General features: G+C 47.6%; 15 protein-coding genes, 1 tRNA gene and 2 pseudogenes. 5 read left to right on the top strand and 13 right to left on the bottom strand.

All coding sequences use genetic code 11. The features are described from left to right. Positions 1–85: 85 nt before the first annotated feature. From BQ9893_RS04350 to BQ9893_RS04330, 6 genes are all read right to left on the bottom strand, one after another. Positions 86–1,492 (bottom strand): aldo/keto reductase, encoded by a 1,407-nt coding sequence (locus BQ9893_RS04350; RefSeq protein WP_075964893.1) that lies wholly within the window; start codon positions 1,490–1,492, stop codon positions 86–88. A 27-nt stretch (positions 1,493–1,519) separates the two neighbouring features. After that, positions 1,520–2,533, bottom strand: a complete 1,014-nt coding sequence (locus tag BQ9893_RS04345) for a 4Fe-4S binding protein (protein ID WP_394333227.1) — start codon at positions 2,531–2,533, stop codon at positions 1,520–1,522. Then, complete coding sequence (locus BQ9893_RS22500; protein WP_394333226.1) at positions 2,473–3,030, bottom strand: 4Fe-4S binding protein; 558 nt, start codon at positions 3,028–3,030, stop codon at positions 2,473–2,475. The genes BQ9893_RS04345 and BQ9893_RS22500 overlap by 61 nt, the downstream gene beginning before the upstream one ends. A gap of 108 nt (positions 3,031–3,138) precedes the next feature. Next, positions 3,139–3,999: an alpha/beta hydrolase gene (locus BQ9893_RS04340; RefSeq protein ID WP_075964892.1), complete on the bottom strand. Its 861-nt coding sequence runs from the start codon at positions 3,997–3,999 to the stop codon at positions 3,139–3,141. Positions 4,000–4,089: 90 nt separating this feature from the next. After that, positions 4,090–5,058 (bottom strand): ketopantoate reductase family protein, encoded by a 969-nt coding sequence (locus tag BQ9893_RS04335; protein WP_075964891.1) that lies wholly within the window; start codon positions 5,056–5,058, stop codon positions 4,090–4,092. A gap of 50 nt (positions 5,059–5,108) precedes the next feature. After that, entirely contained in the window at positions 5,109–5,969 is an 861-nt protein-coding gene (locus BQ9893_RS04330; RefSeq protein ID WP_075964890.1) for a pyridoxamine kinase, read from the bottom strand. A 74-nt stretch (positions 5,970–6,043) separates the two neighbouring features. Between BQ9893_RS04330 and BQ9893_RS22330 the strand changes: the two genes are divergently transcribed. Further along, entirely contained in the window at positions 6,044–6,166 is a 123-nt protein-coding gene (locus BQ9893_RS22330) for a hypothetical protein (protein WP_262497369.1), read from the top strand. After that, positions 6,150–6,659 (top strand): annotated as a pseudogene (gene msrA / locus BQ9893_RS04325) (peptide-methionine (S)-S-oxide reductase MsrA); the annotation flags it as partial. The gene BQ9893_RS22330 and the pseudogene msrA, both read left to right, overlap by 17 nt. Here msrA and BQ9893_RS04320 read toward each other — a convergent pair. From BQ9893_RS04320 to BQ9893_RS04300, 5 genes and pseudogenes are all read right to left on the bottom strand, one after another. Next, a complete protein-coding gene (locus BQ9893_RS04320; protein ID WP_075964889.1) occupies positions 6,659–7,828 on the bottom strand; it encodes a DUF418 domain-containing protein in 1,170 nt (389 codons plus the stop codon). The pseudogene msrA and the gene BQ9893_RS04320 overlap by 1 nt on opposite strands. A 98-nt stretch (positions 7,829–7,926) precedes the next feature. Then, positions 7,927–9,360: an MATE family efflux transporter gene (locus BQ9893_RS04315; RefSeq protein ID WP_075964888.1), complete on the bottom strand. Its 1,434-nt coding sequence runs from the start codon at positions 9,358–9,360 to the stop codon at positions 7,927–7,929. Positions 9,361–9,416: 56 nt separating this feature from the next. Then, positions 9,417–10,247: a carboxymuconolactone decarboxylase family protein gene (locus BQ9893_RS04310; RefSeq protein ID WP_075964887.1), complete on the bottom strand. Its 831-nt coding sequence runs from the start codon at positions 10,245–10,247 to the stop codon at positions 9,417–9,419. A gap of 2 nt (positions 10,248–10,249) precedes the next feature. Then, a pseudogene (locus tag BQ9893_RS04305) lies at positions 10,250–10,621 on the bottom strand (putative quinol monooxygenase); the annotation flags it as partial. A gap of 305 nt (positions 10,622–10,926) precedes the next feature. Further along, positions 10,927–11,014: transfer RNA gene (locus tag BQ9893_RS04300), tRNA-Ser, on the bottom strand. Positions 11,015–11,208: 194 nt separating this feature from the next. Between BQ9893_RS04300 and trxA the strand changes: the two genes are divergently transcribed. After that, positions 11,209–11,679: a thioredoxin gene (gene trxA / locus BQ9893_RS04295; protein ID WP_075964885.1), complete on the top strand. Its 471-nt coding sequence runs from the start codon at positions 11,209–11,211 to the stop codon at positions 11,677–11,679. Positions 11,680–11,741: 62 nt separating this feature from the next. On the opposite strand, the gene BQ9893_RS04290 is transcribed toward trxA, so the two are convergent. Further along, a complete protein-coding gene (locus BQ9893_RS04290; protein WP_075964884.1) occupies positions 11,742–12,290 on the bottom strand; it encodes a 30S ribosomal protein S16 in 549 nt (182 codons plus the stop codon). 148 nt (positions 12,291–12,438) lie between these two features. Here BQ9893_RS04290 and BQ9893_RS04285 point away from each other — a divergent pair, with 148 nt between their 5' ends. After that, positions 12,439–13,380 (top strand): glycoside hydrolase family 43 protein, encoded by a 942-nt coding sequence (locus BQ9893_RS04285; protein ID WP_075965406.1) that lies wholly within the window; start codon positions 12,439–12,441, stop codon positions 13,378–13,380. A 43-nt stretch (positions 13,381–13,423) separates the two neighbouring features. On the opposite strand, the gene BQ9893_RS04280 is transcribed toward BQ9893_RS04285, so the two are convergent. Then, a complete protein-coding gene (locus BQ9893_RS04280; protein ID WP_075964883.1) occupies positions 13,424–14,320 on the bottom strand; it encodes a helix-turn-helix domain-containing protein in 897 nt (298 codons plus the stop codon). A gap of 181 nt (positions 14,321–14,501) precedes the next feature. On the opposite strand from BQ9893_RS04280, the gene BQ9893_RS04275 reads away from it, so the two are divergent. Further along, a complete protein-coding gene (locus BQ9893_RS04275; RefSeq protein WP_075965405.1) occupies positions 14,502–15,683 on the top strand; it encodes an aldo/keto reductase in 1,182 nt (393 codons plus the stop codon).

The following is a 15,683-nucleotide window of genomic DNA, read 5'->3' as shown; positions in this document are numbered from 1 at the left end:
GGATGATTTGGGAACGGGGATGTGCCGGAACAATCCGGTCGCATCCCCGTTTTTTAAGTACTAACTCTGATTCGGAAAAGCTTCTTTACAATGTCTCTTGTTTCAGTTGTTCGACGAAATGGTCGATCCGTTGTAAGACTTTCGGAATGTCGATTCCCTGCGGGCAGTGCGGATTGCATTGGCCGCAACTCGTGCAATGATCAGCCTGGCGGAGCTTCGGAACGCTGCGGTCGTACCCGATCAGATAGGCGCGGCGGGCTTCGCGGTAGTTTTCATCCTGTCCGCCCTGTGGAACGTTTCCTTCGTTCACGCACTTATTGTAATGAAGCAAAATCCCCGGAATATCGATCCCGTAGGGGCAAGGCATGCAATATTTGCAGTCGTTACACGGGACGGTCGGATATTGCATCATCAAGTCGGCGGTGTCAAACAAGAAATGGTTTTCCTCTTCCGTCAACGGCTGCAACGGACAGAAGGAGCGGAGATTGTCTTGCAAGTGTTCCATGTAAGTCATGCCGCTCAGCACGGTGAGCACACCTGGAAACGAACCGGCAAACCGAAAGGCCCAGGATGCGACGCTACGTCCCGGTTCGCGTTGTTTCAGGCGGGCGACGATATGGTCGTGCACGTTCGAAAGCCGGCCACCGAGTAGCGGCTCCATGATGATGGCGGGTATTCCTCGTTTCTGCAATTCCCCGTATAGATATTCAGCATCGGTGTTCCGCGGGTTGATCTCCTTGGCGTGTTTCCAGTCTAAGTAGTTCAACTGGATCTGGACGAAATCCCATTGATACTCGTCGTGCTTCGAAAGCAAATAATCGAACACTTCTATATCTCCGTGATAAGAGAAACCTAAGTTGCGGATACGCCCTGCCTTGCGCTCTTCGAGCAGAAAGTCGAGTATGCCGTTCTTGACATACCGGTTTTCGTAGGCTTCCATGCCACCCATACCGATCCCGTGGAGCAGCATATAGTCGAGATAATCAACTTGCAGTTCCTTGAGCGAATTGTGATACATCGCGATAGAGGCCTCGCGGCTCCATGTGTCGGGAGAAAAGTTCGAGAGCTTGGTGGCGATATAATATTTGTCACGCGGATAACGGCTGAGGGCGATCCCCACAGCATGCTCCGAACGTCCTTTGCAATAGGCGGGCGATGTGTCGAAATAGTTCACGCCGTGTTCGATGGCATAGTCGGTCAGCCGGTTGACCATCTCTTGGTCGATTTCGTCGTCGCTTTCCCTTGCGCTGCTTTTGGCAATGGTCGGCAGTCGCATGCATCCGTAGCCGAGGATGGAAACCTTGTCTTTTGTGGACGGTGTCGTGCGGTGCGTCATCTGATCCGTCGGAATAGGGGTGGAGCTGCTTGTTCCTGCGTTCGCTCTGTTGTTTGAACTGCACCCGGAGAGCAATGGGGCAGTGGTTGCCGTGCTGATTCCTACGATCTTCAGGAAGTCGCGACGGTTTATCGTTTGGTGATTGTCTTTATTCATATAGGATGATTCTTTTTTTATTTCTGATTAAATATTCCGGTGATGTTCGTGTCCTTCCACATAAATGGCGCTGAACGGACGGGACGGGCACAGGTTTTCACAGGCTCCGCAACCGATACATTTTTCTTCGTTTACGACCGGCAGTAGTGGTGAGTCCGGGTCGTTCGGGTCTTTTGCCACCATCTGGATTGCTTGGCTTGGGCAGTGGCGTGCGCAGTTGCCGCAGGTGACGCCGTCTCGGTTGACGATGCAGTTTTCCTGGATCAGTACGGCATGCCCGATCTGAATAGCTGTTTTGTCTGCTTTGGTAATCGGACGAATAGCTCCGGCCGGGCAGACTTCCGAACATTTGGTGCATTCGGGACGGCAATATCCTCGTTCGTACGACATCTCCGGTTGCATAAACGTATGCAGGCTTTCCGATGGGCGCAGTACATGGTTCGTACAAACCGACACACAGAGCTGACATGCGGTGCAATGCCGGGAGAAGTTGGCTGCGCTCAACGAGCCCGGAGGTGTGATCGGCGTTGCGCGGTTCGGTTTCTTTTTATCTTCGATAACGGCTAATCCGCCGTCGACTTTCTTGTCCGGAAGTTGTGCTTTTTCCTGGGCTTTCAGTGCAGCAGAAGTGGCAAGCAATGCCGATACGGTAAAGAACTTGCGACGGTCGGGCCGGGCTGCACCGGATTGGTTGGCTTGTGTTTCAGCCTTGTTTGCCTTTCTGCGTGTGTAGTGGATGGCTCCCTGCCGGCATTTGTTGATACAATCCATGCAGGCGACGCAACGGCTGTAGTCTATCTCGTGTGCTTTCGCATTGATGCAGGCTGCTTTGCAATTACGAGCACACAAGCCGCAGCTGTTACATTTGGACGTATCGATGACCGGTTTGAAAACGGAAAAACGGGAGATCAAACCCAAAACCGTACCTACCGGACAGATTGTGTTGCAATAGGTCCGTCCGTTTCGCCAGGCAAGTATGATTAGAGTGATAAAGGTAATTGCTGCAATGAAATGATGAAAGTAGGGAGGCTTCGCAGCCAAACTTCCGTTTCGTAGAATGCATAGCTGTCTGCCCGTTCGGCTAAGTAGGCCAGCAGGTTGTTTCCCCATTGCCAGAGAGGGGCGAACAAATTGGAGGCGATACGTCCGTAAGCGCTGTAAGGTGCGATCAATGCGGCCCATGCACCTAATCCGCCGACCATGGCAAGGATAAATATCGCCAAAACCCCGTATCTTAGCCAGGATAAGGCGGGGGAATACCGGAAACGATTTTTTTTCCGTTTCCCCGCCAGCCATGAAACAGTATCCTGGAATATGCCGAGAGGGCAAATCACGGAGCAGTAAACCCGTCCGAGAAGCCAGGTCAATGCAATAAGAAACAGTACTACGCCGAGGTTTAATGCCAAAACCGCCGGCAGGAACTGTATTTTCGCCAGCCACCCGAACCACGTATGCAATGTTCCCGTGAAGTCGAGAAACAGCAGGGTGACGAGCGTAAAACAGATAAGTGCAGTTGTAAGTCTGATTGTTCGCAACATAATAAGCTCTTTTTAGAAAGTCTGTTATTCTATGTTGCAAAAATAATGAAAGAATATGATTTACAACTTACACAGATTACAGTTTGGTGTACCAATATTACGGTTTTGTCAACTTCTGCAAAAAGCCTGGCTGACAAACTTCAGAACTTCAGGCAAAGCTGTCCGCCAATAGGTCCATGTATGGCCGCCATCGCGTACCCGGAATTCGTGTTTGATTCCTTTTTGCCTCATGATCTGGTGTACCTGCATATTTCCGTCCAGCAAACTGTCGTCGTCGCCGCAATCGATGTAGTAACGGATTTTGGGCAAGTCGTTCTGATTCCAGTCGGAAAGGATCTTCATGACATTGTTTTGTTGCCAATGTTCGTCTCCCGGTCCGAACAGACGGTTGAATAGATCCTTATGCGATTTGTTTTTTCTTGCTTCCATGACTGTGTCGTCAAAGACGGCAGCACTCAACGGGGCACATGCGCAAAACATATCCGGATGATGCAAGCTGTACAGGAACGAACCGTAGCCACCCATTGACAATCCGGCAATCGCCCGGCTTTCTTTATTACTGCAAATCCGGTACGTTTTTTCCATATAGGGGATAAGTTCTTCAAAAAACATGTCTTCATAAGGCGCTTTTCCGTCGTATTGGTTGATATACCAGGTATCCCATGCGTCTGGCATGACGATGATCATCGGAACGGCTTCCTCATTTGCGATGGCACGGTCGGCAATCGTTTTCATCTGTCCCATCTGTATCCAGTTGGTTTCATTGTCCGTATAACCATGCAATAGATAGAGGACGGGGTAATTTCTTTTCGAGGTGTTGTAGTCGGAGGGCAGATAGATGGAATAGGAAACTTTTCTGCCTAATTTGTTACTTTCGAAAGAGAGTGATTCGAAAACTGTACTCTGCGAATATCCTGCCATATTGAATAGAAAGCACAGGATAAGAGAAAGATAGAATTTGCTTTTCATATGCTATTAATAATTAGAATTGTTTGTCTGGATCAAATAGAAATAAGCGGAAGGGGACAATCCTCACCCCCCCCCTTCCCTTATTTGGGATTAATTTGCTGCCGGATAGGGAAATTCGGTCAGCCCTTTGTACATGAACTGATAGGTCGGAACTTCGATCCCCAGTTCTTGGGCCGCCCGTACGACATAGCCGGTCAATGTTTCCACCTCGGTACGGTGACCTTTTTGGAAGTCGCTGTGCATGGAGGTGGTGGAGTTGTTCGGCATGATCTTCTGAGCGTCGATGGCGGAGAATATCTGGTCTTCCGGCAGGGGGATTCCTTTGGCTACGGCTACGCTTTTGAGTTCGTAACCTAACGTGATGAACAGGTCGATATGGTTGTTTATCGCTTCGCTGATCGTCTCATTGAAATAGGAGGTGATGGTGGCGGCGGTCGAGATCATGAAGAATTTCTTCCAGATTTCCATGTCTATATCATCCGGTATTGTGGTTGAGATACGGGCGTTAGCCAATATTTCCTGCAATTCTTTCTGCCGTTTTGTCGGGGTGGTCCGCGAATTGCCTGTACTTGTTGATGTATCCTTGCTGCCGAAGACCATCCTGTCTTTTATGGTGAACTTTTCCACCTTTCCCGGTTTGACCAGACGGGAACCGATGTAAACGCATCCTTTCCATATCTCATTGTTCGGCAATAACTGCTGTATGCGTTCTGCTATATCCGCTCCGTTCAGCAAGGGGATGATAACCGTATTCGGGCCGATCACCGGGGCCAGTTGGGCTATGTTCTCTTCCAAGTCGTAGCTTTTGGTGCAACAGAATAAATAATCGACCGGTCCTATCTCAGCTGGATTGTCGGTTGCGAGGGTAGGCCTTGCTTTAATTGTCAGGAATGTATTTTTGATTTCGATGCCATTCTTGCGGATCTCTTTCAGATTTTCGCCCCGGGAGATGAAATAGATGTCAATTCCTTCGGTGTCTTTGTAACGGGCTGCTAATAGTCCTCCGTAGTAGCCGCCAACAGCTCCTATGCCGGAAATTGCTATTTTAGTTTTATTCATGTTTTCTTATCTTATTATTTTTACAAAGATGAAAAATAAAATTGGAATAATTATATCTGTTTGAGTTCTTTTAGAAAGTAGGGAATACATTGTTCAAAATTAACACCAAAGCGATAATCTGTTTTTGCATTGTATGTCCGGCGTATGCTGCCGGCTGTGAAATTTACGGCTATCTGCGCTGATTCGTTTAGGCTGAAGTTATTTAGCAGACCGGACAACAGAGCACTTGCAAAAACATCGCCCGTGCCGTGATAACTGCCCGGTATCCTTTCGGTAAACAGGTAATTTATCGAATTTTTTCCTTTGTCGTAGGTTGCGGCTCCCAGTTCTTTTTCTTCAAAGTATACGCCGGTCAGTACGATCTTTTCAGGTCCGAGCTTACTTAGCTTTTTTAAGATCCTTTCAATGTAGGCCTGCGTGTAAGGACCGGGATGGTAACTTTCTTCCAATAGCAAGGCCGCCTCGGTCAGGTTAGGGACGATGATGTCCGCCTTTTTGCATAGGGATCGCATGCCTGCGGCAAACTCAGGTTGGAATATGCGGTATAGTTCGCCGTTATCTGCCATCACCGGGTCTACCAAGATCAGATTGTTTTCCGATCTGAACAGTTTGAAAAACTCTTTGACAAGATCCAATTGTTCGAACGATCCTAAGAAACCGCTGTAGGTTGCATCGAATTGTATCTCAAGCGATTTCCAGTGTTGCATAAAAGCCCGCATGTCACTTGTCAGGTCGCGGTATGTATAGCCGCTGATTCCTCCTGTATGAGTCGATAATATGGCGGTCGGCATGGCACACGCTTCTATTCCGGCGGCGGAGAGGATAGGCAATGCAACCGTTAAAGAGCATTTCCCGAATCCGGACAAGTCATGTATGGCTGCCACACGTTTTTGATAATCTTTATTTCCCATTTGTATGTTATGACTTTAATTTTTCTATAACAACAAAAAATATTTTCGATTTGTTATTGAAAAACAGAAAGGCTATGAGAAATATTGTTATTATTGCATTGTTATTGGCATGTGTCAGCCGGGCTGGCAACGCCGGTAATTTGAAAGAGTTTGATTTAAATGGAAAAAGAAAATATGAATATGAAAGACAAGGCTGAAATATATCTGGCAGGCGGTTGTTTTTGGGGTACGGAACATTTCCTGAAACAGATCAGAGGTGTGGAAAAAACGGAAGTCGGTTATGCCAACAGCCAAGTTCCCAACCCAACTTATAAGGAGGTTTGTACCGGAAATACCGGAGCTGCGGAAACGGTGAAAGTTGTTTATGATCCGCAAACGGTAGGTCTGGACCTATTGCTGAATCTGTATTTTCAGACAATAGATCCGACCAGTGTCAACCGTCAGGGCGGAGATAGCGGTTTACAGTATCGTACGGGTATTTATTATACCGATAAAAAGGATGTTCCGGTGATCGAAACCGCCATTAAAGAACTGGCAAAGGAATATACGAAACCGATTGCCATAGAGGTGATGCCGCTCGCCAATTTTTATGCCGCAGAAGAATATCATCAGGATTATTTGGACAAGAATGTCGATGGTTATTGCCATATTAATCCGAAACTGTTCGAGCTGGCACGGAAAGCAAATGCCTAAAACATCCAAGTCCATTTATGCCAGATGCTTTCCAGAGGACCCTGCTTGTGGCTTGCCAGCCACCATTTGCTGAACCAAACTTGTAGGAGGAAAAGGATGAATCCGATCAGCAAACTGACGGTGTAGCCACAATAAGGAGCTAAATAGAGCCCGAACGGGAAATAAATGACCGCTCCCATGATTGATTGCGTAATATAGTTGGTCAGGCTCATTTTACCATAAAAGCGCAAAGCCGAAACCGCTTTCTTGAAGCATTCTTTTTGGTACAAGATCACAAATGAAGAAACAAGGACGAAGGTGAAAGCAAATTTCTGCCACATGTCGAAAACTGTTCCCACAGTTTGTTTGATCAAGGCATTGCCACCGGCCATGATTTGTTCTTTCAATGAATATAGCGGAGCGAAGCAGATTGCTGCAATAATAAGGGTCTTTACCCAAAATCGCAGATGCGTGTCCGTGGTGACAAACAATTCTTTTCGGCCGATGTAAAACCCTAACAGGAACAGTCCGGCTGTTTGCAGAAAACGTCCGGCTCCGATAGCCCAGTACAAACTTGCTTTCTGTCCTAATGTAATATTTCCCCAAATGAAGTCCCAGAAATTTCCGGCTTTGGTATATTCGGCGACTTCTCCGTACATGGCGCCTACGCCGAGATCCGGCAAAGCATGGGCAGGGTTAAGCAGGTTCATTATATAATGATACCATTCAATCGGTTGCAGCAGCAATATCACCGCTGTCACAAAGATCGCTTTATTGCTCCATTTGCGGACCAGAAACAAAACAAGCCCTACCACGACGAACAATAGCAACACATCTCCGGCCGGGAAAAAAGCCGCATTCAGTGTCGCGAAACCAAGTAGGAGAACCAACCGCCATAAAAAGCGGTAACCGAAATCTTTTCCTTTCTTTTCCTGGTTATGGCATTGGATATAGAATGTAAACCCGAATAGGAGAGCGAAAATGGCATAGGCTTTTCCTGCAAACAGGGAGAATATGACGTTAAACACTCCTTCGTCCAGAACAGTCAGCCATGCAGGTTGTTCCGTCGGATAGACGGGAAAAATAAAATGTTCCAGATTATGCACTAAAATAATGGCCATGACGGCGAATCCTCTTAATGCATCGACCACTTCGATACGTGGGGGTTTGCCTGTTGATTGTTCCATATAAGTTGTTTGTTAAATTGTAAAACACAAATGTAAGTGTTTGTGTGTGATTTCTTCTCTGTTTTCTATTCTATTTTTTAACGAGTATTACATAAAACTCATCTTTTTACTCGTAATTTGTAAATCCAGTTACCGCCCCACAGCCTGATAAGGAAGATCGTCCCTCGAAAACAAAGCTCGATACACATGGCAAGCCATACGCCACGCAGTCCCATCGTCGGAGCGAGCCATGCCGCCAGTGTCAGCCTCACGCCCCAAATACTGCCGAAGTTCATCAGGCTGGGTACGAATGTACCTCCGACCCCCACGAATACACCGTAGGCAACGATAGACGCTGCAAACATCGGTTCGGCAAAGGCCTCTATCCGTAAGATTTCGATTCCCAACGTGCGGATTTCCTCTACGGGAGTCATCACTCCGATGATTTGCGGGGCTGCCGCATACATCAGTGCTCCCATGATCCCCATAATCAACATTCCTGACCAGACGGTAATATTGGCGAAACGGCGGAGTAGCCGGATACGGTTTGCTCCAAGACTCTGTCCGACCAGCGTCGTGGCAGCCTCCGAAATACCGTAGCCGGGCATATAGCAAAGGCTTTCGGCGATGATGGCGAATGAATTGGCAGCAATGGCAGCGATACCGAGCGGAGCAACGATAACGGTTGTCATGATCTGTGCCCCACAAATGGCAATATGTTCGAATCCCATCGGCAGGGAAATACGGACAGCTTTGAGCAGCGTTTCTTTCCGGGGTAGAAAACCTCCCTGCTCCCCGAATAGTCTCAGCATGGGCGAACGACGGCAAAGATACCACATCATCCCGCCGGCAGTAATGAATTCAGCCAATACCGTTCCCAATATCGCACCTTCCACATCCAAGCCTGCACCAGGAACGGTAAGTCTCGCCCCAAACCATTCGACCTGCCGCGAGGGGAAAATCAGGAAGAAGTTGAACATGACGTCCAAAAAGCACATCAGTACGTTCAGCATACTGGGCACACGCATGTTTCCACTGCAACGCAACATGCCTCCCGCAAGGAAGTTCAACTGCAAAGCAGGCAGGAAAAGCGAGAATATTCGGAAATAGAGGGATGAATCGTCTCGTATCGTTTCGTCGCCGCCCAGCCAACCGGGAAGCATGCCACTGATGAAAATGCCGACAAACGCCAATAGTGAACTGAAAACAAGCGTAGCCGTAACCGACTGGCGAAGTATCTTTTTAGCCCCCGCGAAATCCCCGGCTCCGATCCGGTGCGCTACCTGAACGGAAAACCCTGTTGCAGCGGCAGCGCATAATCCCCAAAACAACCATGTGGTGGTCGAGACCAATCCGATGGAGGCAGCGGCTTTTGCGCCCAAACTGCCCACCATCGAAGCGTCGATATACTGCATGGCTATAGAAGACACCTGCGCCATAATAGCAGGGACACTGAGGTATGCAGTCAAGCGCAACTGCTGCCCCAGTGTCATTCGTTTCCCTTCCCGGATGAGTGATAGCAGGTAATCTGTCTTTCCTTTTTCTGTTTCCATCAGATTGTTTATAAAGGTGTTGAAGCGCTTCTTGGATAAAACAGGATTGGCAGGGGTTACTGCTTATTCTGTTCGAGTTTGTCGTACTCTTCGTCCGTCATCGGTTCGAGCCATTCGTTTGATGTTTTTTCACCCGGAACCTCGAACGCCAAATGAGCGAACCAACTGTCGGCAGCCGCTCCATGCCAATGTTTCACGTTAGCCGGGATGTGGATTACCGTACCGGGCAGAATTTCCACAGCCTGCTTGCCTTCTTCCTGATACCAACCGCGGCCGGCTACGCCGATAAGCATCTGTCCACCGCCTTTCGCAGCCTTGTGAATATGCCAGTTGTTACGGCAACGAGGTTCGAAAGTGACGTTTGAAATCGACACTTGCTCGCGCGAAACGGGTGCGAGGTAGCTGTTACCGATGAAGTATTTGGCGTATGCCGTATTCGGTTCGCCGATAGGGAAAATCATTTCGCGCTGGAACGCAGCTTTGGCATCTTCGCCGGCCGTATCTTCAGCCCATACGCCTTTGGCCAGATTGAACGCCGCCCATGCTTTGGGCCAACCCGCATAAAAACCGATGTGAGTGATGATTTCGGCGATCTCGGTACGGGTAATACCGTTCTTCTTTGCCGACTGGAGGTGGAACACGAGCGAGTTGTCCGTGATACCCTGACTGATAAGAGAGGTAATAGTTACTAAACTACGGTCACGAAGACCCAATTTATCAGTGCGGCTCCATACCTCTCCGAAGAGAACATCGTCATTGAGTTCCGCAAATTTGGGGGCAAACTCGCCAAGTTGAGTGCGCCCTGCTGTCTGTACTATCTTCTTTTCTTGTGCCATAACATTGAATGTTAAGATGCTGAATATTGAAATGAAAAAAATCTTGTTCATTGTCATTCTGTTTGTTGTATGAAGTTATTGAGTTTATTTGCCGGATTGAGTGGTGTCTGGTCGGACAAAACCAACGATTTGACCATGTGCAGCGTTCCTTGCTTGTATTTCTGAAAGTGTTCCGAAGCGATATGTTTCTTGTAAGCTTCCTGGCTCGCATACGTTTCGAGAATCGTTATCTTACAAGGATTTTCCTTTTCGCCGACGGCATACATTGTCAGCACGCCCGGTTCGGTGCGCAGGGAAATTTCGCCCACCTCGGTTGCGTATTTCATATACTCGTCGAGATATTGCGGAAAAACCTCGATTTTCGACAGCCTTACGATACCGTCGGCCGTCATCGGCTCTTTGGCGCACATCCCCGGTTGTATATCGGGTTGAGCGGTGTTTTCCTTCACAGCTGTACTGCACGATAACATGGCAAGCAGTGACAGAGCACCCAAAATTGTTTTTACCATTATTTATTACCTTATTTATCTATTTGACTTTCCATGAACAGATCTGCCCGATGCCCATCTGGCAGATTGTTGATTTTCACGTTGCAAATTTACAGTATTTGAATAAGTCGGTTTGTATACAATTTACGGATATTTATACCCGAATCCTCGATTCTTTTACTCGCGCGTACATGGGAGATTTGAATATAAAAAGGGGCTGTGTCTATTTTGACACAACCCCTTGGCGGAGAAAGAGGGATTCGAACCCCCGGAACCTCTCAGTTCAACGGTTTTCAAGACCGCCGCAATCGACCACTCTGCCATCTCTCCAAAAAAATATGTTGTGCAATCGTTTCTTTTGATTGCGGTGCAAAGGTAGTGATTATTTTGGGATAATCAAATTTGGCGATGGGTATTTTTCTTTTTCACTCTATTCTTTTTCTTTTAACCACTGAAAAAAAGCGTTTGTGTCTTTTTATTGTTATTTTTGTAAGTGGTAATAATTAAATAGTAATAAGTTTTATATGAGAAGTTTGAAAAGTCTATTGTTGGTTTCAGTCGCGCTGATTTTAGTTAGTTGCTCCATGTCGGCAAAAACAGAAAAGAGTGAAACAGAAAAAACAGCAGCGCGGGGGGAAGTGATTGCATTGAATAAGGCGGACTTTCTGTCAAAAGTATATAATTACACGAAGAACCAGACTCAATGGGTATACGAAGGAAATAAACCGGCTATCATTGATTTTTATGCTGACTGGTGCGGTCCTTGCAAAAAAGTTTCTCCGATCTTGGAAGAACTGGCTGCGCAGTATAAGGATGATATCGTTATTTATAAGATAAATGTAGATAATGAAAAAGAACTGGCTTCGGCATTCGGCATACAGAGTATCCCGACGTTGTTGTTCATTCCCAAGACAGGCAAACCTCAGATAGCCCAGGGGGCTTTGTCGAAAGAACAGTTTGTAGAGCAGATAGATAATTTCTTGCTGAAAAAATAAAGTCTCAAAAAAAAGAGGACATCCGAAAGGGTGTCCTCTTTTTTATTTTGGCAAAGCCCGAATTATTCAGCGCTTTCTGCTGCAGGAGCTTCTTCTGCCGGAGCGGCAGCAGCTGCTTCTTCAGCTTGCTTAGCAGCTTCAGCGGCTGCCAATTCTGCTTTCTTTTTAGCTACGATTTCTGCTTTTGCCTTGTTTGCTTCTTTTTCTGCTTCCAGACGAGCTTTTTCTGCAGCTTTTGCAGCTTCGCTATCTTTGTCCTTTACAGCCTGAACTGAAGCCTGTTTGTTTTTCAACCAAGCCTGAAATTTATTTTCAGCTGTTGCTTCGTCGAATGCACCCTTCTTAACGCCTTCCAGCAAGTGCTTTTTCAAGCAAACGCCTTCACGGGAAAGAATGTTACGAGTGGTATCTGTAGGCTGTGCACCTACCTGTAACCAATACAAAGCTCTTTCGAAGTTCAAATCTACTGTAGCAGGATTAGTGTTCGGATTATAAGAACCTATCCTTTCAATAAACTTTCCATCACGTGGAGCCCTGCTGTCTGCGACTACGATCTGATAAAAAGCGTAGCTTTTACGACCGTGTCTCTGCAATCTAATTTTTGTTGCCATGTTTGAATAATTAATTTAAGCTGTTTGTATTAGCGGGTGCAAAGATATGAATTTCCGTATACAATACAAATATATTGTGGAAGAAAATATTTCTTTATCTTTGCCGGTGTGTAATAATTCTCCTTTTTTACGGAATAAACGAATGTATATGAGTATGAATGTGTTGAAGAAAATCTTCCTGAGTGTGTTGTGTACTGTTGCCGTGAGCGTGGCAGCCTGGGGCGAAGAGTTGGTTTCGGCTGTCTTGCCGATTGCCGATCCCTATGTCCTGTTTTATGAAGATACATATTATGCGTACGGGACATCCCGTGCGGACGGTTTCGAGGTGTATAGTTCGAAAGACTTGAAATCGTGGAAACGTTCTTCCCGGTTGGCGTTGAGCAAGGAAGACTCTTATGGCGACAAATGGTTCTGGGCTCCGGAAGTGTATTATGTCGCGAAGGAGAAGAAATTTTATATGTACTATTCGGTGGAGGAGCATGTCTGTGTCGCTACGTCCGATTCTCCTTTCGGGCCGTTCGTCCAGGATGAAAAGAAGCCGATCCGGGAAGAAAAGGGAATAGACACTTCTGTATTTTTCGATGAAGACGGGAAGGCCTACCTTTATTTCGTCCGTTTTACGAACGGTAATGTGATCTGGTGTGCCGAGCTGAAAGATAACCTGAAAGAAATCAAGGAAGAAACATTGACGCAATGTATCGAGGCTGCCGAACCGTGGGAACTGGTGTTCGGCAAGGTTGCCGAAGGGCCATCCGTCGTCAAGCAGGACGGGCTTTATTATATGTTCTATTCTGCCAATGACTTCAGGAGCCAGGACTACGCCGTAGGCTATGCCACATCGGATTCTCCTTTCGGCCCGTGGAAGAAAAGCCGCAAAAACCCGCTTCTGCATAAAGTGGAGGAACTGGTCGGAACCGGCCATGGCGCACCGTTTTTGGATAGGACAGGCAGATACCGCTATGTCTTCCATGCCCATAAGAGCCGGACGGAGGTGAACCAGCGAAACTCTTACATTATCGATATGTCCCTGACGGGAGAGGACCGTGTTTCGATCGGTGGCGGTTTGATACGGCCGGAAGTCGTGAAGTAAGCCTTCTCTTTCGGCGGGGCGGGGAATGGCAAAACGCGGCCGATCAGTTTTCCATCCTGTACCCGTTGGGTGTATATCCTGTCATTTTCTTGAACCAACGGCTGAAATGCTGGGGATAAGGAAATCCTAATTCGTAAGATATCTCGCCGATGGATTTCGAGGTGTCGGACATTCGTTCCCTGGCTATGTCCAATGTTTTCTGCTGAATGTGTTTCAAGGCAGACATTCCGGTTTCTTTCCTTAACAGGTCTCCCAGGTAATTGGGCGACAGGCAGAGTTTGCCGGCGCAATACTGCACCGAAGGCATACCGCTTTGCGCCGGTGCATCCGAGGCGAAATAATCATCCAAAAGACTTTCGAAACGTGTCAGGATATCATGGTTGGTATTTTCGCGCATGATGAATTGGCGATCGTAGAAGCGGATACAGTAGTCGAGCAGCAGCTTGATATTGTCCGTAATCAGCGATCGGCTGTGTTTGTCGACGGGATGTTGCAATTCCGTCCGTATCTTATTCATACATTCGAGAACGGTTTCGCGTTCTTGTCCCGAAAGATGCAATGCTTCGTTTGCGTTATAGGAAAAATAGGAATATTCTTTTATCAGACGGGCTAACGGCGTCTTTTGCAAAAGATCGGGATGGAATGCCAATACCCATCCTTCGGGTTGATGCAGCATTCCGTCGTCCTCAGACCCCATTGTCTGTCCGGGTGCCAAGAAGAGCATTGTGCCTTGTTGGTAGTCGTAGCGGCTTTGCCCATATTTCAACTGTCCGCAGTCTGTATCTTTCAATAAGACGGCATATAGGTTGTATAACTTCCGGCAATACCGCAGCGGTTTTGCTTTACTTCCTTCGATGACGCTGACCAAGGGGTGTAAAGTCCCCACGCCGAAATAGTCGTTGTATTGCCGGACTGTGTCGATTTTCATTATTTCATTCATAGACAAATCTTTTTATGGATACAAAGTTACTTTTTCCCGGCAGAAAAGGAGGGTAGAACGATCGATTTATCGGGCGATCGATAAAATAGGTATTTCTATCTGTAGTTTTGGTACAGGCCGTGTACATGTTTCCCTCTATTTTTGCAACAGGAAACAGAACAACTAAAAAATGAAAAAGGAAATGAAAAAGGAATGGAACAATGGGCACGGCATGAGCCGTCGTGGTTTTCTGAGACAGGCGGTATTGGCCGGTACGACATTTTGCGTGGCTTCGACAACCGGGAAGGCGGCAGTTTCAGAACCGTCTGTAATGAGCGTGTCCGGAGATTCGGGCATAAACCTTGCAGGCATGGCTGCCGTTCGTAGTCGTCGGACATTGGGTAGCGGCACTGCCGCCATGAACGTTTCGGCACAGGGTTTCGGTTGCATGGGATTGAACCACCATCGCAGTCAGCATCCCGGCAAGGAGCAGGCGATAGCCTTGATACGTGAAGCAATCGAACGTGGCGTGACGCTTTTCGATACTGCGGAAAGCTATGGTTACCAAAAGAACGAGAAGCTGGTAGGGGAGGCTTTGAAGGGGTATGCGGACCGTGTGTTCGTTTCTTCCAAATTCGGACATAAATTTGTAAACGGCGTGCAGATAAAGACCGAGGAGGATAGCACTCCGGCCAATATCCGCCGGGTTTGTGAAAACTCTTTACGTAACCTCGGTGTCGAAACACTTGGCATTTTTTACCAACACCGCATTGATCCGAACACACCTGTCGAAACCGTGGCCGATACTGTCAAAGAGCTGATCCGGGAAGGGAAAGTATTGCATTTCGGGCTTTGCGAAGTAAACGCCGACACGATCCGCCGTGCGCATGCGGTCTGTCCCGTCACGGTCATACAGAGCGAATACCATTTCATGCACCGCAAAGTGGAGGAGAGCGTATTACCGGTTTGCGAGGAGTTGGGGATCGGTTTTGTCCCGTACAGCCCGCTCAACCGAGGGTTCTTGGGTGGCATGATCAATGAATATACACGATTCGATGCGACGAATGACAACCGTCAGACTTTGCCGCGTTTCCAACCCGATGCCATTCGTTCCAATATGCGTATCGTGGAAGTGCTTAACGCATTCGGCAGAACGCGCGGCCTCACTCCGGCGCAAGTCGCGTTGGCATGGTTGATGAACAAGAAGCCGTTTATCGTACCGATCCCCGGAACGACAAAACTCTCCCATCTGGAAGAAAACCTGCGGGCGGCAGAAGTCCGTTTCACGGACAGCGAAATGAAAGAACTGGAGGAGGCTGTCGCCGCCATTCCGGTCATCGGCAGCCGTTATGATGCCTTGCAGGAGTCTAAAGTACAGAAATGA

The sequence above is a fragment of the Parabacteroides massiliensis genome (assembly GCF_900155425.1).
Classification (GTDB): Bacteria; Bacteroidota; Bacteroidia; order Bacteroidales; family Tannerellaceae; genus Parabacteroides; species Parabacteroides massiliensis.
This window is presented reverse-complemented; position numbering and strand designations above follow the sequence as displayed.